The following is a 25267-nucleotide window of genomic DNA, read 5'->3' on the forward strand; positions in this document are numbered from 1 at the left end:
CGGCCGCCCTCGCCTACTACTTCCGCCGCCGCGGTACCTGCGGGCACTGCGGACGCGGCTGACCCGGCGCCTTCGAAATTTTTGATCCAGCGTTGAGCGGCGCGTTCGCCTCCGTGACAGTGAAAACGAATCACATGCCCCTGACCGGACGGGACGAGAACATGCGCACCCCCTGACGGCCACCCACCCCTGATCCGGCGGTTTCCGGTCCGTGCCCCCGCGGATCGGGAGCCGCCTTCCCCGTTTGTGCCCGCCCGGGCGGCCGCGCCGGGATCTGCCGATCGGCAGATGTGCCGGGACGCCCCGCGCGGCAGCGTTGTTCCCACGAAGAAGACAGATTCCGCCCCGAGCGGTGAACCGGAGGAAGTCCGTCATGCCGAACACAGCCACCGAAACGCGTACCAGGGAAGCGATCCCGGACGTCGTGCCCCGGCGCCGGTGGTCGAGGTGGCCGGACTGGGCGGGGTACCTGGCGATCGTGTGGTCGGCGCTCTACGGGGCGGCGGCGCTGTACTGGGCCCTGGGCGGGGACTCCTACCCCTTCGGGCGGGTCCACGAGGACCGCGCGTCGGGATCGATCCTGGAGCCGAGCCGGGCCGAAGTGGTCGCCCCGGTGCTGGCCGTGTTCTGCGCCCTCGGTGTCGCCGTCGGCGTCATGATGCTGCGCGGCCGCGGGACCGGACGGTACCGGAAGGCCCTGCTCGCCTACGGCTGGGTGGCCGGCGTCGCCATGACCTTCCTGATCCCCGACTACTCGCTGCTCGGCCTGCTGGTGTTCTCGCCGGCCCTGCTCGTGTTCGCCTTCACCGGGGTGCCGGGTCCGCAGGACATGGGCGACATCCTGTACTGGCACCGCGGCAATCTGATGATCGTCTTCATCGGCGGGTTGCTGTGGATCGCCGCGACCGTCGCCCACCAGCGGCGCACCAACGGCCAGTGCGTGCGCTGCGGCCGGGCCCCGCACGGCCCGGGCGCCTGGAGCGACCCGGCCAAGCTGCGCACCTGGGGGCACCGGGCCGTCTACGTGGCCGTGCTCTCGACGATCCCCTACGACGTCACCCGCATCGCCTGGTACTTCGGCCTGCCGCTCGGCATCACCGACGAGTTCCTCAAGGAGATGCAGGACACGCCCAACATGCTGGAGATCGGGCTCGTCATGGGTGTCCTGTCGACCCTGGGCAGCCTGTTGATGCACGGACTGGTGGCCAAGTGGGGCGAGGTCTGGCCGCGCTGGGTCTGGTTCAAGAAGGGCCGGAGGATCCACCCCGCGACCGCCATCGTCCCGGCCGCGACCGTCGCGGTGGTCCTCGTTCCCGCCGGGCTGATGGGCCTGCGGGGCTTCGAGGCCACCTCCTGGGGGATCATGGGACCCGCGATCCTCTGGGCGGTCTGGGGCGCCGCCCTCGGCGCCGCGACCTACCTCTACCACCTGCGTCGCCGCGGCCGGTGCCGCAGCTGCGAGCAGGAGTGAGGCGCCGGGCGGTGACCGCCCCCCTACGCGCGAGGGCCCGCCGTCCCCTCCGGGACGGCGGGCCCTCGCGCGTAGGGGGGCAGGCTCACGACACCTTGCGGAAGCTGCGGATCGCCAGCGGCGCGGTGAGGAGCACGACGACCAGGCAGATGCCCAGGGGAGCCAGGACGGTGCTCAGCCGGGGCTCCCCGAAGGCCAGGTCGCGTGCCGCCGTGATGGCGTGGGACATCGGGTTGACCTCGGCGAACCCCTTGAGCCAGCCCGGCAGGCCCTCGGCCGGCACGAAGGCGTTCGAGGCGAAGAGCAGCACCATGTTGATGATTCCGCCGATGGGCTGCAGCGCCTCCGGACGGCGCAGCCAGGCCGACAGGGCCATGAAGACCCACCCCAGCGACCAGCCGAGCACCACGGCGACCAGGACCGCGCCCAGCGCGCCGAACACGCCGCCCGCCGGGCCGAACCCGAAGACCAGGGCCGCGGCCACCAGCATGACCAGCATGTTGACCGTGTTGAGGACGGTGTCGGCGATGCTCCGGCCGATCAGGATGGACGCCGTGTGGATGGGCATCGCCTTGAAGCGGGCGATGATGCCGTTGTTGAGCTCCGTCGTCAGTGCCACGCCCGACTTGAGCCCCGCGCTGATCGACCCCGTGACGAGGAAGGCCGGCAGGAGGTAGTCGATGTAGCTGACCCCGGCGGGGAACGCGGAGGTCTGCGAGACGCTCTTGAAGACCTGGCTGAACACCGTCAGCATCAGGATGGGCTCCAGGACACCCGGCAGTACCAGGGCGGGTTCGCGTAGGGCCCGCAGGGACCGGCCGGACAGGACCTGGATCTGCTTGAGGACGCCGGTCCCGGCGAACCGCGGGGGCGTCACGGGGACGGCTTCTCGGGTCGGCCGATCGGCCGCCCGGCTGGTCGTGATGGTCATCGGGGGTTCCTGCCTAGCGTCCGGTGGAATGGTTCAGGGCCATGTACACGTCGTCGAGGGACGGTTCGGCGAAGGCCAGCCCGGCGAGGTCCACTCCCGCCTCGTCCGTGGCCCGGACGACACGGGCCAGGTCGGTGGAGTCCGTGACGGGCATCGTCAACACCAGCCCGTCCCCCTCGTGCGCGGGGGAGAAGCCGGCGCCCCGCAGGGCCTCGGAGGCCCGCGGGCGGTCCGACTCGCCGCGCACCGTGACGGAGACGCTGCGCCGCCCGATCCGGGCCTTCAGTTCATCGGCGGTGCCGGACGCGATGACCCGGCCGGCCGCCAGCACGGTGATCGAGTCCGCCAAGTAGTCGGCCTCGTCGAGGTACTGGGTGGTCAGCAGCACCGTGGTGCCGTCCTTGACGAGGAGTTTGACGACCTCCCACAGGGCGCGTCGCGCCGCCGGGTCGAGGCCGGTCGTGGGTTCGTCGAGGAAGATGACGTCCGGGTGCCCGACCAGGCCGGCCGCGAGGTCCAGGCGGCGGCGCATACCGCCCGAGTAGGTCTTCGCCTTGCGTTCCGCGGCGCCCGTGAGGTCGAACACCTCCAGCAGTTCTTCGGCGCGCAGCGCCGCCTCGCGCCGGGACGCGCCGAGCAACCGCGCGATGAGGACGAGGTTGCCGCGTCCCGAGAGGGTTTCGTCCACCGCCGCGTACTGGCCGGTGAGCCCGATGCGCCGGCGGACCTCCTCCGCGTCGCGGGTGACGTCGAGGCCGCCGACGCGGGCCGTGCCCGAGGTGGGCAGGGCCAGCGTGCTCAGGATGTTGACGAGGGTGGTCTTTCCGGCGCCGTTGTGCCCGAGGAGTCCGAGCACCGTCCCCTGCGCCGCTCCGAGGCTGACCCCGTCGAGCGCCTTTGCCTGACCGAATGCCTTCGATAGGTCCGAGACTTCAATCATCACGTCGTCCATGAATTCTTTCCTCGCTCGATGCCGGGAGCCCACCACCGGTCGTCGGGAGTAATTGAGGAATGACCGAAATGGATGACATGGGCCGTACCTGTAATCGGTACGGTAGTGGTGGCATGCCGTAATGCGGAGTGAGGATCAGAAGTCTCGAAGTGACATTGCGGGATGGCCGGAGATCCTGCTATTCACCATCCCGTGGGGTCATTCGCCGATGGGCAGCGCGGCGGACGTCCGCCACCCCCCGTCGGCGGGAGCGCCGAAGTCGAAGGTGCCGCCGAGCGCCTCCACGCGTTCGGCGAGGCCCGCCAGCCCCGAACCGCCGCCGCGGCGGGCCCGTTCCCCGGCCCCGCCGCCGTGGAGGGACGGGGCGCTGTTGGTCACGGAAACGGCCAGCAGGGGCACCGGACCGGATAGGTCGGGCAGTATCCGGACGCGGACCAGCGGAGTGGTCGGGGCGTGCCGGCGGATGTTGGTCAGTGCCTCCACGACCGCCCGGTGGGCGGTCGCCGCCACCTCGCGCGGGACCCGGCCGACGTGATTGGGCGTCAGGTCGATGTCGAGGTCGACCTCGGCCCGCCCGGCGGCCCGGAACCGGTCCACGACGTCCACGATGTCGGTCAGTCCGTACGCCTGGGGTCGGCCCTCGCCGCCGCCGGGGCCCGGTTGCCCGGGGGTGGCGTCGGCGCCGTCGAGCATGTGGACGGTACGGTCCATCGAGCCCAGGGCCTGGAGCCCCGCGGCCTCGATCTGCGCCAGGAGCGGCAGGACCTGGTCCGGCCGTCCGGCGCCGACGACCTGGGCGGCCTGGGCGAGCACCACGATGCCCGACACGTCGTGGGCCACGAAGTCGTGCAGGTCGCGGGCCAGTTGAAGGCGTTGGGTGCGTCGTGCCTCGCGTACGGCGAGCAACCTGCGGGATTCGAGCGTGCGCAGGTAGCCGCCGATCGCGGCGGCCGCCACCGCCCCGAGCGCGAAGAAGGCGCTCTGTGCCGCGGCTTCCAACACGGTCGGCGGCAGTTGCAGTCGAAGGACGACGGTCGACTCCAGCAGGCCGATCGCCGAGCCGAGCACGATGGCCTGCCGGACGGGCGCGCGCCGCGCCAGCAGCAGGACGATCACCAACAGGGCGGCCACCTCGACCAGCGCGAGCAGGCCGGCCGGGCCCTGTTGGGTCTCGGCGGGCGGCGGGAACTGGGCGGCGGTCCCCAGCGCCGACGCGACGGCCACGGCGGACGCCGTCGGCGCGAGCGGCACCCGTGCGGGCAGTCCGGTGAGGGCGAGGGCCGCGAGGACCGCCACCGTCATGGGTAGGAGGGCTCTCCAGCCCGCCGAGGGCGCGGCGAGCAGGGCGGCCGTCAGGCCGCCCGCTCCCAGGACCGCGCAGAGGGTGCTCGGAAGGACGTTCCGCAGCGGGTGTCGCTCGTCGTGGGGCATCCGGCCGAGTCTAGGAGGGCGTGTTGCGGGAGATGCGGACAACCTCCCCTCCGTAAGGGGAGGTTGCGCCGACATGGCAGCAAGCTGCCATCCGGCTACTGCTCGGCCGGGTCGTTCTGCTGTTCTTCTCCGGGATGTGTCGCGAATCGATCCGTAGAAGGCGCGAGGGAGCTCGAAATGACCGACGACCGGTCGGAACTGGACCGTCTGGTGCCGAAATGGCATTTCAGGGAAATCCACCGGATTCCCGTTGCGGGTTCGACGGACGACGTGATGCGCGCCGTGTACGCCACCACCTGGGCGGAGGCGCCCGTGGCACGCGCCCTCATCGCCCTCACCCGGGCCGACGTCTCGGCGGAGCGGCGCATCGTATCCGACTACCTCAAGGAAAGCGGAGAGGTGATTCCCAGCGGAGGCGAGGAGTTCCTCTTCGCGGCGGTGCAGTCGATGGAGGACATCCCTCGACCCCCGGGTACGATTTCCGAGATAATTCGTGATTGTCCCGGGCCCGGAATACTCAAGATCGGGATGAACGTCCGGTACGCCCGCGGGATCCTCTCCACGGAGACCCGGATCTTCGCGACGGACGACCGTGCCCGGCGCAGGTTCGCTCCCTACTGGTTGTTCATCAGGTTCGGCAGCGGGGCGACGCGCAAGTCCATGCTCCGGGCGATCCGGGACCGGGTGCTGAGGGAGGCTCCGGCCGCCTGAACGTCCGGGGCCCGAACGTCGGCCGCCCCGGGGTCGCCCGCTCCGCCCGGCCCGGCCGGGCGGAGCGCCGGCACGTGATCGGGCAGCCGCCGCCACACCTCGGGCGTGTAGAAGTGCCCGCCGGGCAGCGGCGTGGCCGTGAAGCCGCCCGCGGTCAGCGGGCGCCACGCCTCGACATCGGCGGCGCCCATCATGTCCCGCTCCCCGTACAGCACGTGCAGCGGCGCCCGTACGCGCGTGCCCGGCCGGTGGTGGTACCCGTCCAGGACGCGCAGGTCGGCGCGGAACGCGTCGACGGCCATCCGCGTCAGCTCCGGCTCGGCCCGCACCGCGTCCGCCAACTGTCCGGCCGAGCCCATCCAGTCGAGGAGCTCCTCGTCGGTGTCGTACAGGCTCGGCGGGGTCGACAGGGCTTCCCGTACGCGGGAGGGAGCGTGGGCGGCGGAGACGACCACGGCCCGCGGCGCCGGCCCACCCGCCCGTTCCGCCCGCACCGCGAGATCGAAGGCGACCCAGGCCCCCATGCTGTGCCCCAGCAGTACGTAGGGCCGGCCGCCCAGGCTCCGCACCGCCCCCAGCGCCTCGGCGAGGAGCTCCTCCCAGTCCCGCGCGAACGGGTCGGTGAAGCGTCCCTCCCGGCCGGGATAGCAGTACAGGGCCAGTTCCACGTCCTCCGGCAGCGCCCGCGCCCAGGAACGGAAGGGCGCCGTACCACCGCCGCAGAAGCTCAGGCACAACAGGGTCAGCCGGGCCCGGGGGCGCGGCAGCGGTCTGATCAGCGGTCCTGACACCTGAACTCCCTGCTGGTCGTGAGGGGATGGCACGGTGGACCGTACTGGTCGCCGCGCTGGGGCGCCGACCGCGCCAAGAATTCTTCGATGGCCGGAAGCGGTCCTCGCCGCCGGGGCGCACGGCGGGCGGGGCCGGCGCCGGCGGGCCGCGGCCGACGGGGCGGAACAAACGTACTTTTTCGCCGTCGGCACGACCGGCCCGGAGGTGCGCCCCGAATCCGCGCAACACATTATTCAATTCCTTTCATTGCAATCTCTCACGGCCGGGCGGTCGTCGCGGGTCGGGCAGCCCTTGTCGAGATGATTCCCGGGTGCTTATGGTCGAGCCGAATTGGGCGACAGTGCCAGGAAGGGAAGAGTCGATGGCCAATCCATTCGAGGACGACAGCGCCGAGTACTGGGTACTCGTGAACGAAGAGGGACAGCATTCCCTTTGGCCCGGATTCGCCGAAGTGCCGGCGGGTTGGACCGTTGCGCACGGCAAGGCCGCCAGGGCGGAATGCCTGGACTACGTGAACGAGCACTGGACCGACATGCGTCCCCGCAGCCTCGCGGCGGCCATGTCCGCCGACGCGTCCTGATCAGCCGAAACACGACCTAGGAGAAAAGAAAATGTCGACCCTCACCGACGAGCGCCGTACCGCCATCAAGGAAATCGTCATCGACATCCTGGAGCTGGAGGACGACGAGGTCACCGAGACCAGTCTCTTCATCGACGACCACGGCGCCGACTCGCTCCGCGCCATCGAGATCCTCGCCTCCCTGGAGAAGGAGTTCGGAATCACCATCGACCAGTCCGAGCTCGCCCAGATGGTCAACCTGGAGCGCGTGTACGAGGTCGTCGCGGCGGCTCCCGTCCGCTGACCCGGTCCGTAAGCACGCCGCACCGCAGGTCCGTAGGTCTGAAGGGGGAACAGCATGTCCTCAGTACGCCCCGGAGCCGGAACCGGGAAACGCCGGGTGGTCCTCACCGGCTTCGGAGTCATCTCCAGCATTGGCATCGGGGCGGAGGAGTTCACCGCCAGTCTGCGGGCCGGCCGCAGCGGCGTCAGCCCGATCTCGGTGTTCGACGTCGAAGGCTTCGCGCACGTCAACGGGTGCGAGGTCAAGGGGTTCGACCCCGAGCAGTGGATCACCCGCACACCCGTGGCGGAGCTGGGACGCGCCAGCCGCTTCGCCGTCGCGGCGGCGCGGATGGCCGTGCGGGACGCCGGTCTGGACCCGGCGGACCTCGCCGGCCGACGGGGACTGGTCTCCGTCGGCACCACGGACGGCGAGTCCTACGAACTGGACCAGCTGGTCGCCGCCGAACTCGCCGACGGGCCCGAGCACATGGACCCGCAGGTCGTCCGGCGCGTGTCACCCGCCAGGCTCTCCACGGCCATCGCACAGGAGCTGGAGCTCACCGACGTCGAAGCCCCCACCATCGCCACCGCCTGCTCCGCGGGCAACTACGCGATCGGGTACGGCTTCGACGCGGTGAGCTCGGGCGAGGTCGAGTTCGCCCTGTGCGGGGGTGCGGACGCCATGTGCCGCAAGACCTTCACCGGTTTCTACCGGCTCGGCACCATAGCCCCGGAGTTCTGCCAGCCGTTCGACGTGGACCGCAAGGGCATCCTCACCGGCGAGGGCGCCGGCGTCCTGGTCCTGGAGAGCCTGGACTCGGCCCTCGCCCGGGGCGCCACCATCTACGCGGAGGTCCTCGGGTACGGCCTCAACTGCGACGCGTACCACCAGGTCGCCCCCAACGGCGACAGCGTCGCCCAGGCCATGAGCATCGCGCTGGAGAACGCCGGCGTGAAGCCCGCCGAGGTCGATCTGATCTCCGCGCACGGCACGGGCACCAAGGCCAACGACATCACCGAGGCCGAGGCCATCAACAAGGTCTTCGGCGAGGGGCCCCCGCGCACCATCTCGCTGAAGTCGATGCTCGGCCACACCATGGGAGCGGCCAGCGCCCTGGGGGCCATCGCCTGCGGACTGGCGATCACCCACGGCTTCATCCCGCCGACCATCAACCACCGCACGACCGACCCGGAGTGCCGCATCGACTGCGTCCCCAACCACGCGGTCGAGGCCGACCTGCGCGTCGTGCAGAACAACGGCCTGGCCTTCGGTGGCAACAACGCCATCGTCATCCTCGGCAAGTACGAGGGGGCCGGGCAGTGAAGTACCCCATCATCGGCATCGGGGGAGTCACCAGCATCGGCCGGGACCCCGAGGAGATCTTCGACGGCCTGTGCTCGGGCCTCAGCGGCCTCGCCCCGCTACGGGCCTTCGACCGCTCCCGCTTCAACGCGCAGCAGCTCTTCGAGGTCGACGACCGCGAACTCGACGGCGTGGACGAACCCGGCCGCGCCACCCGCCTCCTGATCGAGGCGGTCCGCCAGGCCGCCGAGGACGCCGGGCTCCCCGAGGACCTCGGCGGGATCCCCGTCCTGGTCGGCACCGGCCTGCGCGAACTGCGTTCGCTGGAACTGTGGTGGCGCGACGGCATCCCCTTCGACACCGACGGGCTCCACTTCGAGGAGGCCCTGCGGCGCAGGTTCGCCGCCGACGACACCCACACCTTCGCGGGGGCCTGTTCCGCCTCGCTGTACGCCCTCGCGCTGGCCTGGGACATGCTCGAACTCGGCGAGGCGGAGACGGTCATCGTGGCCGGCTGCGACGTCGTCACCGAGAGCATGTTCGGCCAGGCGGACCGCGTCCAGTTCGATCCGCCGACCTCCGTACGCCCCTTCGACAAGGACCGCGGCGGCACCATCCTGGGCGAGGGAGCGGCCGCCGTCGTCCTGACCCGGACGGCGGACGCCGGGCGCCGGGTCCACGCCTGGCTGCGCTCGGTGGCCGTCAACTGCGACGCCCACCACCAGACGGCGCCGGACGCCGTCGGCGTGGAGGCGGCCGTCCGCGAGGCCCAGGAACTGGCGCAGGTCACGCCCGAGGAGATCGACCTCGTCGTCCTGCACGCCACCGGCACCCCGCTCAACGACCTCACCGAAGCCATCGTGACCGGCCGGGTGTTCGCGGGTGCCAGGCCCGCCCTCACCGGCATCAAGTCCCTCACCGGACACACCTCGGGCTCGGCCGGACTGCTCAGTCTGATCGTCGCCGTGCGCTCCCTCGACACCGGACTGGTTCCGCCCATCGCGGGCCTCACCGACCCGCTGCCCGAGGGCGAGGGGCTCCACCTGGTGGCCGGCCGGCCACTGGCGGCGTCCCTGCGCGTGGCCCAGGTCAACAGTTTCGGCTTCGGCGGCGTCAACGCCGTCGCGATCGTGGGAGGCGCCGCGTGAACATCGCCGTCTCCGGTGTCGCCGTGGCCCTGCCCGGCGTGTCCGACCCGCGAGCCCTCCTGAGGCCCGCCGTGCCCGGCGCCGAACCGGTGGACGCCGCCGCCCTCATCGGCAGGAAGGGCCTGCGCTTCAAGGACCGGGCCACCCGGCTCGGCCTGCACCTGGCGCACGTGGCACTCACCGACGCCGCGCTCCTCGACGGCACGGAACTCACCGTGCCGGGCAACCGCATCGGCACCGTGGTCAGCTCCAACCTCGGCAACGCGGACACCGTCTGCCGCGCGGTGGAGACCATCGCCAAGGAGTCCACGAGCGCCCTCAGCCCCATGGACACCCCCAACGCGTCCAGCAACATCATCGCCTCGGAGACCGCCATCCGGTACGGACTGCGCGGCCCCAACCTCACCGTCTGCAACGGCCGGACCTCAGGCCTCGACGCGGTCCGCTGGGCCACCCTGATGCTCCGCACCGGCCGCGCCGACCACATGCTCGTCACCGGCGTCGAACCGGACAACGAGGTGACCCGTCGGCTCGTCGGTGGGCCCGTCGCCGACGGCGGCGCCGCCCTGGTCCTCAGCCGCACCCCCACCGCGACCACGAAGGCGCTCCTCGGCCCCGTGGTCCGCACCCCCCGCTCCGGAGAGACCGTGGCCCGGCTCGCCGAGCGGGTTCCCGACGCCGGACTCTGGCTCACCCCCGAGGACGTCCCCGTCGCCGGTGACGCCCTCCACCTCACCCTCGGCGGCTGGGGCGAACTCTCCGGCGCGCTGGGCGTCGTCCAGTGCGCGGCCGCGGCCGGCTGGTTCGCGCAGGGACACACCGACCCGGTGTACGTCGTCCTCGGCGGCGCCGGAACCGCCCTGCTCCCCGCCGGGGCTCCGGCATGAGCACCGTGGTGCTGCTCCACGGACTCGGCAACAACGAGGCGATCTGGGAGCCCACGACGGCGCACTGGGACCCGCGGGTACGCGTCCACGCGCCCCGGCTGCCCTGGCACAGCGGCGGCATCGCCGCGTGGCGGCACGAGAGCGACTCGGCGGGGCTGCTCCAGGACGTCCTGGACGCGGTCCCCGGCGGCGCCGACGTGGTGGTGGCCCATTCCTTCAGCTCCGTCCTGCTGCTGGAACTGCTGTGCCGCCGGGCCGCCGCGGGCAACCCCCTCGACGTCCCCGCCGTCGTCCTCGTCAACCCGTTCTACCGGGCCGACGCCGACGAGTTCCACTGGGACCTGCTCGGCACCAGCATGGCCGACTTCCCCCGCACGATGTCCGAGTCCATCCGGCTGCGCACCCTGGACCGGCCCATCGACGAGGACCTGCGGGCCGACATGGCCCTGCGGATGACCGAATGGGTCGGCCCCTACGGCTGGCTCCGCTTCTTCGAGACCTACCTGCGCACCCCACTGCTGCGCGTGGACCTCGTGCACACCCCCGTACTGACCATCGGCGGCGGGCTGGACCTCTCGGCCCCCGTGGACGAGGCCCGCCGGCTCGCCGCCCGACTGCCCGCCGGCAACTGCGTGACCGCACCCGACTGCGGCCACTTCCCGATGCTGGAGCGGCCCGAGTGGTTCGCCCGCACCGTGGAGTCCGTCCTCGACGGCACTCCCGCCCGATCCGCCCCCCTACGAAGGAGTCCGTGATGGGCCCGACCCCCCATCCCGCTGTGACGGCGCTGCTGGAGAACCCGACGACGGGACGGCTGCGCCCCCTGTTCGAAGGCAACAACATCAGCTTCGCCATCGGCTTCAAGCACATCAACTACGTCGCCGAAGCGGCCGTACTGAACCACTTCAGGACGGCGGGCCTGCCCGCCGGCGACCTCTACCGACGCTTCGGACTCGGATTCGACGTGGTGGACGTCCACTCCCGCCTCGCCGCGCTCCTCGCCGTCGACGACGAGGTGGAAGCCGTCGTCACCCCGGCCGTCAAGGCGGGCGACGACCGGCTCCGCTTCAAGGTCGCCCTGTACGTCGAACGCGACGGCGAACGGATCAAGTGCGCGGGCTCCACCGTGGTCGTCGTCCTGCGCGTCGACGACCACATCAAGGCCGAGGAGGCCTGGCCCGAGGGCATCGAGCGGTTCACCGCGGCCCGCCTCGGCACCGGCGAGAGCCGCGAGGCCACCGCGGTCCCGCTGCCCTACGGCGGGTTCACCGCCGGCCGCGGCACCACCAGCGACCCGGTCCTCGACGAACTCATCGGCGACACCAACGCGTTCGGCTGGCGCTGGCGGATGCCGTACTTCTACTGCCACTTCAACGAGCGCGTCCAGATGTCCGGCTTCCTGCGCGTGATGGAGGAGGTCGAGGACCTCTTCCTCGCCGACCGCGGACTGCCCATCAAGAAGGTCCTCGACACCCGCGGCTGGATCCCCGTCGTCACCCAGTCCCGCATCGAGATCCTCGACGAGACCGTGATGGAGGAGGAGCTCTACACCGTCTACACCGTCGAGAACGTCTTCAAGACCCTCCTCTACTCCACCCGCATGGACTGCTGGGTGCTGCGCGACGGCCGACTCGTGAAGACCGCCACCGGCACCATCACCCACGGCTACCTCCACGAGTCGGCCCCCAACCACTGGGAGATGGCCGAGTTCGACGAGGCCACCGTCGCCGCCCTCTCCACGCCCCGGGCGGCGGCATGAGCACCGCCGTGGCCCCCCGGGCCGTCATCACCGGCTGGTCGGCGGTCTCGCCGTACGGCATCGGCGCCGACGCGCTGGCCGAGGGACTGCGCGGCGAGCGCTCCACCGGCGCCCCGGTCGACACCGCGCGCTGGAAGGTGCCGGCCGGCCGCGCCCACCTGGTCCCCGGCTTCGAGACCCGCGAGGTGCTCGGCAAGAAGGGCACCCGTTCCATGGACCGGGTCACCGGCCTCGCCGTCGCCGCCGTCGGCTCCCTGCTGGAGCGGCCCGGCGCCGTCCGTGAGTCGGAGACCGGCGAGCGGGCCGCGCTCGTCCTGGCCACCACCACGGGCAGCGCCGCCAGCATGATGGACTTCACCCGCAGCTCGCTGGTCGGCGAGCGGCCCTACGACGTCGACCCGGCCGTCATGCCCAACGCCGTCATGAACTGCGCGGCCGGCCAGTGCGCCATCCGGTACGGCATCAAGGGACCCAACACCACCCTCGCGGGCGGTCGTGCGGCGGGCCTGCTGGCCCTCAACTACGCGACGCGGCTGCTCTCCTCGGGCCGCGCCGACACCGTGCTCTGCACGGCCGCCGAGGAGTACTCGGCGGCCCGCTACTGGCTGGAGCGCCACAGCCGGGGCGCCGAGGCGCCCGGCGTCGCGCTCGGCGAGGGCGCGGCCGTGCTGCTGGTCGAACCGGCCGACCGTGCCACCGCCGAGCGGCCGCGTCTCGCCGAGGTCCTGGCCGTCCGGACCAGGGTGGCGACGGGCACCCTCGTGCGCCCGGTCCTGGAGGCCTGCGTACGCTCCGCCCTCGAGGCCGCCGGAGTCGGCCCGCAGGAGGTGTGGGCGGCGAGCGCCGGTGACGCGCCGGGACTGCTCGGCCACCAGGAGCGCGAGGTGCTGGCCGAGGTGTGCGGCACCGAGGCCCTGGAACGGGTACCCGCCGTCAGCCGCATCGGTGACGTCTCCGCGGCCTCCGGGTCGTTCCAGATCGCCATGGTGCTGGCCACCGCCGCCGCCGACGCCTCGGCGGCCGGCCGGGTCGTCGTCATCAGCTCCGCCGACCGCGACGGCTCGCTGGCCTGCGCGGTCCTGCGGCTGGGGGGTGCCTCGTGAGCACCGCCCCGTCCTCCCGGGTGAGCCCGGTCGCCGCCGAGGTCCTGGTGGAGTCCCGGACCGCCGACGGCCTGGCCGCGACCGCCCGCGTCGAGATCGCCGCGAGCGAACCGGTGTTCGCCGGCCACTACCCGGACTTCCCGATCTTCCCCGGGGTGTGCGTGCTGGAGTGCGTGCAGCGCGCCGCCACCGACGGCGACGCCGCCCCGGCCCCCACCGAACTCGCCGCCGTGGAATCGGCGCGGTTCGCCGGATCCGTCCACCCCGGGGACACCCTCACCCTCACCCTCAAGTGGCGCCGCACCGGTACCGGGCTGCGCTGCGACGCCGTCGCGGCCACGGAACGCGGCAAGGCCGCCTCCGTACGGCTGCGCTACGAGTTCCCCGGAGACGCGCCATGACCACCGCACCCGAGCGGGCCCTGCCCCGGGTCACGGACCTGCTGCCGCACCGCTACCCGATGCTGCTGGTCGACCGGGTCCTGGAACTCGTACCCGGCGAGTACGTCCGCGCCGTCAAGGCCGTCACGCACAACGAGCCCTGGTACCGGGGGATCTCCCCGGACTCCCCGCTGGACTACCCGCCGGCCCTGCTCATCGAGTCCTGGGGCCAGGCGGCCGGACTGCTCGCCTCGGCGCTCGCCGAAGCACCCGACGGTCAGGTCATGCTCTTCGGCTCGGTGGCCGACGCCGAGTTCCACCTACCGGTCCGGCCCGGGGAGCTCATCGAACACCGGGTCCGCGTCAGCCGGGCCCTCACCGACACGGTGATCTTCGAGGGCAGCAGCCACCGCGGCGACGAGACCGTGATGACCGTGGCCCGGATGGTGATGGCGTTCCGCCCCGCCGAACAGCTGCGCCCCGCCGGCGCCCCCGCCGACCTGCCCACAGACACCCCCGACCGAGAGGCCACCCGATGACCGACGACAGGCCCGTGGCCCTGATCAGCGGAGGCTCCCGCGGCATCGGCCGGGCGACGGTGCTCAAACTCGCCGCCGACGGCCACGACGTCAGCTTCTGCTACCACTCCCGCGAGGAGGCGGCGCTGACCCTGGCCAAGGAGGCCGGCGAGCTCGGCGCCCGCGTGCTGTACCGGCAGGTCGACGTCAGCGACGCCGCCGCGGTCCGCGAATGGGTCGCCGCCACCGAGGACGAGCTGGGACCGGTCGCCACCGCCGTCACCTCGGCCGGCATCACCCGGGACAAGGGGCTGGTCATGATGTCCGACGACGACTGGAAGTCGGTCGTCGCCACCAACCTCGACGGGGTCTTCCACGTGTGCCGGGCGGTGGCCTTCCCGATGATGAAGCGCCGCAAGGGCAGCATCGTCAACATCTCCTCCGTCGCCGGGATCTACGGAAACGCCGGCCAGACCAACTACGCCGCCTCCAAGGCCGGGATCATCGGCTTCTCCCGGTCGCTGGCCAAGGAGTCGGGCCGCTACGGCATCCGCGTCAACGTCGTCGCCCCCGGCTTCGTCGACACCGACATGACCGCCGCCGTGTCCAAGGGCGCCGTCGAGGGCGTCCTCGCGAACGTGGCCCTGGGCCGGATGGGTTCCGCCGAGGAGGTCGCCGAGCTCGTCGCGTTCCTCTCCGACGACCGCGCCGGCTACATCACCGGAGCCGTCTTCCAGATCGACGGGGGGATATCGCTGTGAGCACCCGCAGGAAGAAGCACCCCAGGTGGTACTTCTCGCTGCGCAGCCCGTACTCGTGGTTCGCGTACCGGGACCTCACCGAGAAGTATCCCGACGTCCTCGACCGGATCGAATGGATCCCCTACTGGGAGCCGGACGAGGAGTCCACCCGGCTCCTCGCGGACGCCGGGGTCACCCTGCCGGTGATGCCGATGCACCGCTCCAAGAACTTCTACATCCTCCGCGACGCCCGGCGCTGGGCCCACGCCCGCGGCTGGCACGTGACCTGGCCCGTCGACCGCGCCCCGCACTGGGAGGTCTCCCACCTGGCCTACCTCGCGGCGGAGGAGAAGGGCCTGGGACGGCGGTTCGTCGACCTCGCCTACCGGGCCCGCTGGAACGAGGGCCGCGACCTGGCGGACCCGGCGACCATCGAGGCCATCGCCGCCGAACTCGGCCTCGACCCGACCCTCGCCGAGGCCGTCGACGACCCGGACCTGCGGCTCAAGGGCGTCGAGTGCCTGATCGCCGCCTACCACGACGACGCCTTCGGGGTGCCGTTCTTCATGCACGGACGCGAAGCGTTCTGGGGAGCCGAGCGGGTGGGGGCGTTCGTGGCCGCCGTCCGCGGCCACGACTGGGACGGCATCAGCGACGCCCCGTTCGAAGCGGCCCCCTACACCGTCGTCCCCGACGGCAGCCCGCACGCCTGACAGGAGAGACGATGACCACCACCGGAACCCCCCAGCGGCTCGTCCCGCGCCGCGTGCCACCGACGCCCGGCCCCGACGGAGCGCCCGTACCCGCCGCGTGGGCCGGGACGACCGTACCGGTCCCGGTCCGGCTCGCCGCCCGGGCCCGGCTGCTGACCAGGCGGTCGCGCACCGGCTGGGCCGCCGCGGCGCTCGCCGCGCACACCGCCGTGCTGAGCGCGCTCGGCGGCGAACGGGCCGTGGTGAGCGGCTACGTCCCGCCGGTCGCCCCGGGCTCGGCCGCGTCCGTCCCGCAGGCCCTGACCCTTTCCTCGGACGCCGGCACCTGGCGCGAACTCCTGACCGCCGCCGGGGCGGCGGCCGCCGAACCCGCCGGCGGCGCCTTCGAGACCGTGCTGGACCTCGGCCACCCCGACGGCGAACCGGCCGCCCCGGACGGCGACACCGTGCTGGTCACCACCCTGCGGTACGGCCCGCGGGGTCCCGCGCTGCTGCTGCGCCACCGCACCGACGTCCTGGACACCGAGGCCGCGGCCCGGATCGCCGGGTACTACCTCACCGCGCTGGAACAACTGGTGGCCGGACCCGAGGCGGGCGTCCACGACCGGGGACTGCTCTCCGAGGCCGAGTACCGCTTCCAGGTCCACGAACTGGCCGGGCCGGTGCGGGAACTGCCCGACCGGCGCTTCCACGAACTGTTCGAGGCGCAGGCCGCCGCCCGCCCCGCGGAGACCGCCGCCGTGCACGCCGGCCGGAGCTGGACGTACGGCGAGCTCAACGCCCGGGCCAACCGGATCGCGCACGCGCTGCTCGCCCGGGACCTGGGGCCCGAGGCGGTGGTGGCCGTCGTCACCGAACGCAACCTGGAGTGGCTCGCCTCCGTCATCGGCATCCTCAAGGCCGGTGCCGCCTACCTGCCCGTCGAGCCGCACGCCCCGGTCGACCGGATGGCCCGCACCCTGGCGCGCAGCGGCTGCCGCCTCGTCCTGACCGAGGAGGGCGGCCCCGGGCACCTCCAACAGGCCGCGCCGGCGGACCTGGAGCTCCTCGACGTCGCCGCCGCGCACGCGGAGGACCGCGGCGAGGCGGATCCCCGCGTTCCGGTGGCGTCGGACCAGCTCGCCTACCTGTACTTCACGTCGGGCTCCACCGGCGAACCCAAGGGCGCGATGTGCGAACACGCCGGGTTCGTCAACCACCTGTACGCCAAGATCGACGACCAGGGCATCGCCGAGGGCCAGGTGGTCGCGCAGACCGCGCCGCAGTCCTTCGACATCTCGCTGTGGCAGCTGGTCGCCGCGCTCGTCGTGGGCGGCCGGACGCTGATCGTCGGCCAGGAGGAGATCCTCGACGTCGACCGCTACCTGGACGCCGTCGAACAGGGCGGGGTCGCCGTCCTGCAGGCCGTCCCCTCCTACCTGGAGGTGGTGCTCACCCGCCTGGAGGAGAGGCCCCGAGAGCTGCCCGCCCTGCGCTGCGTGTCGGTCACGGGCGAGGCGCTGAAGAAGGAACTCGCCGTCCGGTGGTTCGCGCGCTTCCCGCACGTCGCCCTGATGAACGCCTACGGCCTGACCGAGACCTCGGACGACACCAACCACGAGGTGATGACGTCCGTCCCGGTGTGGGATTCCGTCCCGCTCGGACGGGCGGTCGGCAACGTCACCGTGTACGTCGTCGACGAGAACCTCCGGCCCGTCCCCCTCGGCGCACCCGGCGAGATCGTCTTCTCCGGCGTGTGCGTGGGCCGCGGCTACGTCAACGACCCCGAGCGGACCGCCCAGGCCTTCGGAGAGGACCCGCACCGACCCGGGCAGCGGCTCTACCGCTCGGGCGACTTCGGACGCTGGCTGCCCGGCGGCACCCTGGAGTTCCTCGGCCGCCGCGACGCCCAGATCAAGATCCGGGGCTTCCGGATCGAGATCGGCGAGATCGAGAACCAGTTGCTGAAGCTGCCCGGCGTGCGCGACGGCGCCGTCGTGGTCGTGGAGAGCGCCGACGAGGGCCGCCACCTGGTCGCCTTCCAGACCGGCTCGGACGAGACCCCGGACGCCCTGCGCCTGCGCCTGAGGGAGACCCTGCCCGGCTACATGGTGCCCGCCCGGCTGGAGCGCCTGGACGTGCTGCCGCTCACCCCCAACGGCAAGACGGACAAGCGCGCCCTGACCGCCCTGGCCGCGCGACTCGCGGTCCGGGAGGAGGACCGGGCGCGGGAGGAGCTCGTCACCGCCACCGAACGCCGCCTCGCCGAGGCCTGGTCGCACGTGCTCAAGGTGCCCGTCGGCAAGCTCGGGCGCGGCGACGGCTTCTTCGACCGGGGCGGTACCTCGCTGTCGGCCGTACGACTGATCGTCCTCATGGAGCGCGCCTTCACGCTGGGCGACGTCATGCGCCACCCGACGCTCGGCGAACTGGCCGCGCTGATCGACGCCGGAGCCACCGGCGCTTCCGGTTCCGACGCCGTGACGCCCGACTCCTCGTCCGACTCCACCTCCGCCTCCGCTTCCGCCGCCTCCGACGCCCCCCGCGGCCCGTCGGCCGGGCCGTCCGCCGCCGACGCGCCGGCGGTTCCGTACGAGGTGACCCGGACCGAGGGCCGGCCGGCCGTGCTCGTCCTCGACGGCCCGGCCCCCGCCGATCCGGCGGCCTGGGCCGCCGAGCACCGCGCCCGACTGCGGGCCACCGTCGCCGAGCACGGGGCGCTGCTGGTGCGGGGCCTCGGGCTGGCAGACGCCGCGACGGTGGCCGCCGTCGGCCGGGAGGTCCTGCACGAGGTGATCACCGAGCGGGAGGGCTTCGCCGTCCGCCGCCGCCTCGCCGACGGCGTGTACTCCTCCTCGGAGTGGCCCGCCGACCAGCCCATGTGCATGCACCACGAGCTCAGCTACGCCCGGGAGGTACCCGGCACCCTGCTGTTCGCCTGCCTCACCGAGCCCGCCTCCGGCGGGGTGACCGGCGTGGCCGACTCCGCGGACGTGCTGGAGGCCCTCCCCGCCGGCCTGGTCTCCCGCTTCGAGGCACAGGGATGGCGGCTCGACCGCAACTACACCGGGACCGTCGGAGTCACCCTCGCCGATGCCTTCGGCACCGACGACCGCGCGGCCGTGGAGGCGTACTGCGCGGAGCGGGGCATCACGTGCGCCTGGCAGCCGGGCGGCGACCTGCGCACCACCCAGCGCGCCGCCGCGGTGCTGACCCATCCCCTGACCGGCCGCCGCGGCTGGTTCAACCAGATCGCGTTCCTCAACGAGTGGACGCTGGACCCGATGATCAGGGAGTACCTCACGTTCGAGTTCGGCGATGACGGGCTGCCGTTCAACAGCACCTACGGCTCGGGAGCACGCCTGGACGAGGACACGGTGCTCGCCATCAACGCGGTGTACGAGAAGCACACGCTGCGCGAACCGTGGCGTGCCGGAGACCTGTTGATCGTGGACAACCTCCGCATGGCGCACAGCCGGGAGCCGTACGAGGGGGACCGCGAGATCGCGGTCGTCCTCGGCGACCCGGTCACCGTCCCGGGACACCCGTAGCACCGCACCGCACCGCCCCGCCGCACCACGCACCGCCCCTCGCCGCACCCGCGGATCCGCGGCCGGGCGCCCCACGGCGCCCGGCCCCCTCGCCAACCCCTTGGATGGAGCAGCCATGTCCCGCCCGTCGCTCGTGCCGCCCTTCGCCGTCATCACCGGCGCGCAGGTGGCCGGGGTCCTCACCGGCAACGAGAAGCAGGTCGTGGAGCTGACCGAGGAGGTCTACCGCCTCCACGGCCGCGGCGACTCGGTCAACCCTCCGTCGTACTTCCTGCGTTTCCCGGACCGGCCCAGCTCGCGCATCATCGCGCTGCCCGCGTCCGTGGGAGGCGACCGGCCCACCGACGGCCTGAAGTGGATTTCCAGCTTCCCGGAGAACGTCGCCGCCGGCATTCCCCGCGCCTCCGCCGTACTGATCCTCAACGACCACGCGACCGGCTACCCGTTCGCCTGCCTGGAGAGCTCCATCATCAGCGCCTCCAGGACCGCGGCCTCGGCGGCCCTCGCCGCCGACCGGCTGAGCCGGGGCGAACGCCCCCGCCGGATCGGCTTCGTCGGCACGGGACTGATCGCCCGCTACATCCACCACTACCTGGAGGCGACCGGCTGGACCTTCGACGCGCTCGGCGTCCACGACCTGTCCGATCAGCACGCCGAATCGTTCGCGGACTACCTCGCGGGCCGTCCCGGCGACGCTCCCGTCGTCGTGCACCGCACCGCCGAGGAACTGATCAAGGAGAGCGACCTGGTGGTCTTCGCCACCGTCGCCGGCAGCCCGCACGTCCACGACCCGTCCTGGTTCGCCCACCATCCGCTGGTGCTCAACGTGTCCCTGCGGGACCTCGCCCCCGAGATCCTGCTGTCCGCCACCAACATCGTCGACGACGTCGAGCACTGCCTGAAGGCCGACACCTCCCCGCACCTGACCGAACAGCTCACCGGCAGCCGCGACTTCCTCGACGGCACCCTCTTCGACGTCCTCGAGGGCCGCGTCGAGCTCCCCGCCGACCGCACGATCGTCTTCTCCCCCTTCGGCCTCGGCGTGCTCGACATCGCCCTCGGCCGGTACGTGCACGACCAGCTGCGGGACGCGGGCGGGCTCGGCGTCATCGACGGCTTCTTCCACGAGCTCGACCGCTACGGCCGCAACCAGGCGACGCCGCCCGAACGGAACACGGTGATGAAGTGACGGTCATATCCGCCCCGTACGAGATCAACGTGGACGACGTCTTCGTCGATCTTCGGTCCGTCTTCGACGTGCCGCTCTTCCTCAAGTACGAAGGACTCAACCTCGCCGGCTCGGTCAAACTGAAGGCAGCCCTGGGGATGGTGCTCGCCGCCGAGCGCGACGGCACCCTGACCCCGGGGGACGTGCTCGTCGAATCCTCCTCGGGCAACCTCGGCATCGCCCTCAGCATGATCGCCGCCAACCGGGGATACGGCTTCGTCTGCGTCACCGACTCCCGCTGCAACCCGGCGAGCCGCCGCCTCATGGAGTCCTTCGGTGCCCGCGTCCTGGTCATCTCGCGCCCCGACAAGGAGCGCGGCCTGCTCGGCGCCCGGATCGACTACGTCCGAAGACTCGTCGACTTCGACCCCAACTACGTCTGGCTCAACCAGTACGTGAACCCGCACAACTGGCTGGCGCACTACCGGTCCACCGGCCCGGCCGTCGCCGCCCAGTTCCCCGAGCTCGACGTGCTGTTCGTCGGCGCGGGCACCACCGGCACCCTCATGGGCTGCGCCCGGTACTTCCGCGAGCAGCGGCGTCCCGTCCGGATCGTGGCCGTCGACAGCGTCGGCTCCGTGACCTTCGGCGGGCCGGCCCTCACCCGGCACATCCCCGGTCTGGGGGCGGGCGTACGGCCCGAACTGCTGGAGGACGGACTCGTCGACGAGGTCGTCATGGTGCCCGAACGGGACACCCTGGAGAGCTGCCACGCGATGGCCCGACAGGGCTTCCTCTTCGGCGGTTCCACCGGGACCGTCGTCAGCGGCGCCCTGCGCTGGCTCGCCGGACGGCCCCGGGGCGAACGACTCACCGCGGTCGCGCTCTCACCCGACCAGGGTGACCGCTATTTGGACACCCTTTACGACCCCGGCTGGGTCGAGGAGCACTTCGGCGACCCCCGGACCTGGGACGCGGCGGTACCGGCCACGGTCGCCGCACCGCCCCAGCTGGTCACTAGCGTCGGCTGAAAACGTACCCGGCAATGCCCCCGCGAGAAGAGGAATCGCGTCATGGAAAAGCCAGTTGAAGAGTCGGCCGACAGGCCGGTGGGAAAACCGGTCGTGCTGATAGCCGAGGAGCTCTCACCCGCAACCGTCGAGGCCCTGGGACCGGACTTCGAGGTCCGGCACTGCGCGGGCGCCGACCGGGCGGAGCTGCTGGCAGCCCTGCCCGCGGCCGACGCGGTCCTGGTGCGCAGCGCCACCCGCATGGACGCGGAGGCCATCGCGGCGGGAACCCGGCTCAAAGTGATCGGTCGGGCCGGAGTGGGCCTGGACAACGTGGACGTGACCGCCGCGTCCCGGGCCGGAGTCATGGTGGTCAACGCCCCCACCTCGAACATCGTCAGCGCGGCCGAACTGACCGTCGGACTGCTGCTCGCGGTGGCCAGGAACATCCCGCAGGCCGACGCGGCCCTCAAGGATGGCCACTGGCAGCGCAGCCGGTTCACCGGCGTCGAGCTCTCCGGGAAGACGCTCGGCATCGTCGGCCTCGGCCGGATCGGCACGCTGGTCGCCCGCCGCATGGCCCCCTTCGGCATGAAACTGATCGCCCACGACCCCTACGTGCGGCCCGGATACGCCGAGGCGGCCGGCGTGCGGGTCGTCGAACTCGACGAGCTGCTCGCCACGTCCGACTTCCTGACGGTGCACCTGCCCAAGACGTCCGAGACCGCCGGTCTCATCGGCTTCGAGGCGCTGCACCGGGTCAAGCCCGGCGTCCGGATCGTCAACGCCGCCCGCGGCGGGATCGTCGACGAGGCCGAGCTGTACGCCGCGCTCAAGGAAGGCCGGATCGCCGGCGCCGCCGTCGACGTCTTCTCGTCCGAACCCTGCACCGACTCACCGCTGTTCGAACTGGACAACGTGGTCGTCACCCCGCACCTGGGTGCCGGCACCGAGGAGGCCCAGGAACGCGCCGGGGTTTCCGTCGCGGCGTCCGTGCGCCGGGCCCTGTCGGGACGCTTCGTCCCCGAGGCCGTCAACGTGCGTACGGGCACGGTCGACGAGGACCTCGACCCGTGGCTCACCCTCACCGAACGGCTGAGCGGGCTGTTCACGGCCACGGCCGGCGGCCTGCCCGAGCGGCTCCGGGTGACGGTCTCCGGTGAGATCGCCCGCCACGACACCGCCGTACTGGCCCTGTCCGCGCTCAAGGGCGCGCTCGGCGGGGTCGTCGAGGGTGGGATCTCGTACGTCAACGCCCCGCTGATCGCGCAGGAACGGGGTCTGCACGCCGAGGTGACCACCGGCCCGGACAGCCCCGTCCACCGCAGCCTGGTCGCCATCGAGGGAACGCTCGCGTCCGGGGAGCGGGTGTCCGTCTCCGGCACCCTGAGCGGCCCGCGCTCCGGTGAACGCCTCGTGGAGGTCTGCGGGTTCGAGGTGGACCTCTCGCTCGCCGCCGACCTCGCGTTCTTCCGCGCCCCTGACCGGGCCGGGGTGATCGCCGAGGTCGGGGAGGTCCTCGGCCGCGCGGGGATCCCGATCGAAACCCTCCAGGTCGCCCGCTCCGCGGCGGCGTCGGGGGAGGTCCTGGTGGTCGTCGGCCGCTCCGCCCGGGGGCAGTCGCCACGGGACCCGGGCGGACCGTCCGCCCAGGACCACCTGGACGACGCGGCGGCCCGGATCGACGCCACCCGCAACTGGTCCGTGGAGCGGTCGAGATGACGACACACGACTGGCTGATGGGACAACTGGAGACCGCGCAGGCCCGGTTCCGCGTCATCGACCACGCCCCCGAGGGCCGCACGGAGCCCGCCAGCCTGCTGCGCGGGCACCCGCTGGAGCAGGCGGCCAAATGCCTGGTGGTGCGCGTCGCGCTGACCCGCCGTACCCGGCGCTACGTACTGGCCGTCGTACCGGGGGACCGCAAGGTCGACCTGGACGGTCTGCGGGACATGTACTCCGGGACGGAGGCCTCGTTCGCGGCCCGCGACGTGGCCGAGCGGCTGGCGGGCAGCGTCAGCGGTTCGGTCGTGCCGTTCGCCCGCGATCCCGAACTCGACCTGGTGGCCGACCCGGGCCTGCTCGTGCACGACGAGATCTTCTTCAACGCGGCGCGGCTCGACCGGTCGGTGGCCCTGGCCACGGCCGACTACCTCGCGCTGGCCCGGCCCCGGGTCGTGGCCATTGCCCAACGGGCCCTGGTACGGAGGACGGCAGGATGACCGCCTCCACCTCGGCCGCTGCTTCCGCGTCGGCCTCCGCTTCCGCCTTCGCGCACCGCGGCGCCACCGCCCCCGTCCGACCGGACGGCGACCGGTGGTTCCGGCGGTACGCCATGCGGGCCGATCCGAGCCGTCGGCTCCTGATCCTGCCGCACGCCGGCGGCTCGGCGAGCTTCTTCCACTCCTGGGGCGTCGCCTTCGACGAGGACACCGAAGTGCTCGTCGCCCGCTACCCGGGCCGCCACGACCGCCTCACGGACCCGTGCGTCCATTCGATGGAGGAGCTCGCCGACCGGGTCACCGAGGCCCTGCTGCCCTTCCTGGACGTCCCCGTGTCCCTCTTCGGGCACAGCATGGGCGCCTCCGTCGCCTACGAGGTGGCCCTGAGGCTGGAAAGCCGGTACGGCGTGCGTCCCGCGGCGCTCCACGTGTCGAGCCGCAAGGCCCCGCACCGGCTGACCCCGCGCTCCCTGTACGAGGAGGGCGACGAGGCGCTGATCGCCGAGGTCCGCCGGCTCGGCGGCACCGACGACTCCCTGCTCGACGACCCCGACCTGAGGGAGATCCTCCTGCCCGCGATCCGGGCGGACTTCAAGGTCGTCGGCACCTACGGACCGCGTCCCGCGACCCCGGTCGGATGTCCCGTCCACGCCCACATCGGGGACCAGGACCCGTCCACCACCATCGAGGACATGGCCGCCTGGTCCGACGTCGCCCCGGCGGGCTTCGACCTCCAGACCCTGCCCGGAGGCCACTTCTACCTCCTGGAGCACCGAGAGGCCCTGATCGGGTCCGTCTCACGGCACCTCACGGCCACCGCCTGAGCCACCCCGCACGCCCGCCCCGGGGGCCCGATCGGCCCCCGGCTCCGGGCCCGCCCCGCGCTCACGTCGGTGTCACCGGCCGACGTCGGGGGCCGGCGTCACCGGCCGGTGCCGGCGGCGAACAACTCGCGGACCTGGTGGGCCGTCCAGGAGCCGGCGGCACCCGGACAGGCGGCAAGGTACCGGGCGATGCCCCGCTCCTCCCACGGTCCGGACTCCAGGAGGCCGCCGGCCAGGTAGCGCAGGTACGCGGCCGACGGGGTGAGGACCTCGACGTCCTGGAGGGTCCAGGGGGCTGTGAACGTCAGCACCGGGATGCCCTCGATCGCGCCCGGGCAGATCAGGGTCTCGTACCGCCCCGGTCCGAGCTCGTCGCGACCGTCCCGTACGGCCGTCGACACGTCCAGGTCGGCCCCGGGATCCCTGTACATCTCCTGGGCGGCGATGTCCGACATCTGGCCGACCGTCACCAGGTGCGCGCGCCCCCACATCCGCCCGGCGGCCGTGGGGTCGTAGAACCCGCGGCCACCGGTCCACACGGGGGACTCCGTGGCGAAGTACAGGCGACCTTCCAGCTCGACCGCGATCGACCGTTCCGGCGCCCGCCTGTCACGGCATCCCGGATAGGTACGCGTCGCCCCGGGCGGCGTCCCGCCCGCGATGTATGCGGCGAGCCGGTCCATGTGCATGTTGGACCCGTAGGAGGCGTACCAGACCTGCTCGGGCGCGGGGATCGCCCGGGTGAGCGGGATGGGGGTGTGCGCGACCATGCTCGGTTCCTCTGGGTCGGGGGCGGGGCCGCGTGCCGCTGACCTGCACGAAAGCCCTCC

The 25267-nt window shown here is 72.4% G+C and carries 25 protein-coding genes; 20 read left to right on the plus strand and 5 right to left on the minus strand.

Annotated features, from left to right (window positions below):
• Positions 1-373: 373 nt before the first annotated feature.
• Positions 374-1471: an NYN domain-containing protein gene (locus NOD94_RS21870; protein ID WP_281207725.1), complete on the plus strand. Its 1098-nt coding sequence runs from the start codon at positions 374-376 to the stop codon at positions 1469-1471.
• 85 nt (positions 1472-1556) lie between these two features.
• Here the strand turns inward: NOD94_RS21870 and NOD94_RS21875 are convergent, their stop codons facing one another.
• The 3 genes from NOD94_RS21875 to NOD94_RS21885 form a co-directional block, all read right to left on the minus strand.
• On the minus strand, positions 1557-2402 hold the full coding sequence (locus NOD94_RS21875; protein ID WP_281207726.1) for an ABC transporter permease: 846 nt from the start codon (positions 2400-2402) through the stop codon (positions 1557-1559).
• Positions 2403-2415: 13 nt separating this feature from the next.
• Complete coding sequence (locus tag NOD94_RS21880) at positions 2416-3354, minus strand: ATP-binding cassette domain-containing protein (RefSeq protein WP_281207727.1); 939 nt, start codon at positions 3352-3354, stop codon at positions 2416-2418.
• Positions 3355-3552: 198 nt separating this feature from the next.
• Positions 3553-4785 (minus strand): histidine kinase, encoded by a 1233-nt coding sequence (locus tag NOD94_RS21885; protein ID WP_281207728.1) that lies wholly within the window; start codon positions 4783-4785, stop codon positions 3553-3555.
• 177 nt (positions 4786-4962) lie between these two features.
• Here NOD94_RS21885 and NOD94_RS21890 point away from each other — a divergent pair, with 177 nt between their 5' ends.
• The gene (locus NOD94_RS21890) at positions 4963-5496 is read left to right on the plus strand and encodes a hypothetical protein (RefSeq protein WP_281207729.1); all 534 of its coding nucleotides are present in this window, start codon (positions 4963-4965) and stop codon (positions 5494-5496) included.
• On the opposite strand, the gene NOD94_RS21895 is transcribed toward NOD94_RS21890, so the two are convergent.
• Entirely contained in the window at positions 5400-6287 is an 888-nt protein-coding gene (locus tag NOD94_RS21895; RefSeq protein WP_281207730.1) for an alpha/beta fold hydrolase, read from the minus strand. The two genes, NOD94_RS21890 and NOD94_RS21895, sit on opposite strands and share 97 nt — an antisense overlap.
• A gap of 362 nt (positions 6288-6649) precedes the next feature.
• On the opposite strand from NOD94_RS21895, the gene NOD94_RS21900 reads away from it, so the two are divergent.
• The 18 genes from NOD94_RS21900 to NOD94_RS21985 all read left to right on the plus strand — a co-directional run bounded on the left by NOD94_RS21900 (position 6650) and on the right by NOD94_RS21985 (position 24437).
• On the plus strand, positions 6650-6868 hold the full coding sequence (locus tag NOD94_RS21900) for an MbtH family protein (RefSeq protein WP_281207731.1): 219 nt from the start codon (positions 6650-6652) through the stop codon (positions 6866-6868).
• Positions 6869-6899: 31 nt separating this feature from the next.
• The gene (locus NOD94_RS21905; protein WP_281207732.1) at positions 6900-7151 is read left to right on the plus strand and encodes an acyl carrier protein; all 252 of its coding nucleotides are present in this window, start codon (positions 6900-6902) and stop codon (positions 7149-7151) included.
• Positions 7152-7205: 54 nt separating this feature from the next.
• Positions 7206-8456 (plus strand): beta-ketoacyl-[acyl-carrier-protein] synthase family protein, encoded by a 1251-nt coding sequence (locus NOD94_RS21910; protein WP_281207733.1) that lies wholly within the window; start codon positions 7206-7208, stop codon positions 8454-8456.
• Positions 8453-9583 (plus strand): beta-ketoacyl synthase N-terminal-like domain-containing protein, encoded by a 1131-nt coding sequence (locus NOD94_RS21915; protein ID WP_281207734.1) that lies wholly within the window; start codon positions 8453-8455, stop codon positions 9581-9583. Before NOD94_RS21910 ends, NOD94_RS21915 begins: the two co-directional genes overlap by 4 nt.
• Positions 9580-10470, plus strand: coding sequence for a beta-ketoacyl synthase N-terminal-like domain-containing protein (locus NOD94_RS21920; protein ID WP_281207735.1), 891 nt, complete (start codon positions 9580-9582; stop codon positions 10468-10470). The genes NOD94_RS21915 and NOD94_RS21920 overlap by 4 nt, the downstream gene beginning before the upstream one ends.
• A complete protein-coding gene (locus NOD94_RS21925; protein WP_281207736.1) occupies positions 10467-11225 on the plus strand; it encodes an alpha/beta hydrolase in 759 nt (252 codons plus the stop codon). Before NOD94_RS21920 ends, NOD94_RS21925 begins: the two co-directional genes overlap by 4 nt.
• Positions 11225-12229 carry a hypothetical protein gene (locus NOD94_RS21930; RefSeq protein WP_281207737.1) on the plus strand — a complete coding sequence of 335 codons (1005 nt, stop codon included), beginning with the start codon at positions 11225-11227 and terminating at the stop codon, positions 12227-12229. The genes NOD94_RS21925 and NOD94_RS21930 overlap by 1 nt, the downstream gene beginning before the upstream one ends.
• Positions 12226-13332 (plus strand): beta-ketoacyl synthase N-terminal-like domain-containing protein, encoded by a 1107-nt coding sequence (locus NOD94_RS21935; protein WP_281207738.1) that lies wholly within the window; start codon positions 12226-12228, stop codon positions 13330-13332. The genes NOD94_RS21930 and NOD94_RS21935 overlap by 4 nt, the downstream gene beginning before the upstream one ends.
• Positions 13329-13733 (plus strand): hypothetical protein, encoded by a 405-nt coding sequence (locus NOD94_RS21940; protein ID WP_281207739.1) that lies wholly within the window; start codon positions 13329-13331, stop codon positions 13731-13733. The genes NOD94_RS21935 and NOD94_RS21940 overlap by 4 nt, the downstream gene beginning before the upstream one ends.
• Positions 13730-14251 (plus strand): 3-hydroxyacyl-ACP dehydratase FabZ family protein, encoded by a 522-nt coding sequence (locus NOD94_RS21945; RefSeq protein WP_281207740.1) that lies wholly within the window; start codon positions 13730-13732, stop codon positions 14249-14251. Before NOD94_RS21940 ends, NOD94_RS21945 begins: the two co-directional genes overlap by 4 nt.
• On the plus strand, positions 14248-14991 hold the full coding sequence (fabG, locus tag NOD94_RS21950) for a 3-oxoacyl-[acyl-carrier-protein] reductase (RefSeq protein WP_281207741.1): 744 nt from the start codon (positions 14248-14250) through the stop codon (positions 14989-14991). Before NOD94_RS21945 ends, fabG begins: the two co-directional genes overlap by 4 nt.
• Positions 14988-15683 (plus strand): DsbA family protein, encoded by a 696-nt coding sequence (locus NOD94_RS21955; RefSeq protein WP_281207742.1) that lies wholly within the window; start codon positions 14988-14990, stop codon positions 15681-15683. The genes fabG and NOD94_RS21955 overlap by 4 nt, the downstream gene beginning before the upstream one ends.
• 11 nt (positions 15684-15694) lie before the next feature.
• Complete coding sequence (locus tag NOD94_RS21960; RefSeq protein WP_281207743.1) at positions 15695-19213, plus strand: amino acid adenylation domain-containing protein; 3519 nt, start codon at positions 15695-15697, stop codon at positions 19211-19213.
• Between the two features lie 115 nt (positions 19214-19328).
• Complete coding sequence (gene sbnB / locus NOD94_RS21965; protein WP_281207744.1) at positions 19329-20402, plus strand: 2,3-diaminopropionate biosynthesis protein SbnB; 1074 nt, start codon at positions 19329-19331, stop codon at positions 20400-20402.
• Positions 20399-21412: a 2,3-diaminopropionate biosynthesis protein SbnA gene (sbnA, locus tag NOD94_RS21970; protein ID WP_281207745.1), complete on the plus strand. Its 1014-nt coding sequence runs from the start codon at positions 20399-20401 to the stop codon at positions 21410-21412. Before sbnB ends, sbnA begins: the two co-directional genes overlap by 4 nt.
• A gap of 42 nt (positions 21413-21454) precedes the next feature.
• Positions 21455-23113: a phosphoglycerate dehydrogenase gene (serA, locus tag NOD94_RS21975; protein WP_281207746.1), complete on the plus strand. Its 1659-nt coding sequence runs from the start codon at positions 21455-21457 to the stop codon at positions 23111-23113.
• Complete coding sequence (locus NOD94_RS21980) at positions 23110-23613, plus strand: YbaK/EbsC family protein (RefSeq protein ID WP_281207747.1); 504 nt, start codon at positions 23110-23112, stop codon at positions 23611-23613. The genes serA and NOD94_RS21980 overlap by 4 nt, the downstream gene beginning before the upstream one ends.
• On the plus strand, positions 23610-24437 hold the full coding sequence (locus NOD94_RS21985) for an alpha/beta fold hydrolase (RefSeq protein WP_281207749.1): 828 nt from the start codon (positions 23610-23612) through the stop codon (positions 24435-24437). The genes NOD94_RS21980 and NOD94_RS21985 overlap by 4 nt, the downstream gene beginning before the upstream one ends.
• A gap of 98 nt (positions 24438-24535) precedes the next feature.
• Here the strand turns inward: NOD94_RS21985 and NOD94_RS21990 are convergent, their stop codons facing one another.
• On the minus strand, positions 24536-25207 hold the full coding sequence (locus NOD94_RS21990) for a histone deacetylase (protein WP_281207750.1): 672 nt from the start codon (positions 25205-25207) through the stop codon (positions 24536-24538).
• Positions 25208-25267 lie beyond the last annotated feature (60 nt).

It is taken from the genome of Streptomyces sp. Isolate_45 (assembly GCF_024721315.2).
Lineage (GTDB): Bacteria > Actinomycetota > Actinomycetes > Streptomycetales > Streptomycetaceae > Streptomyces.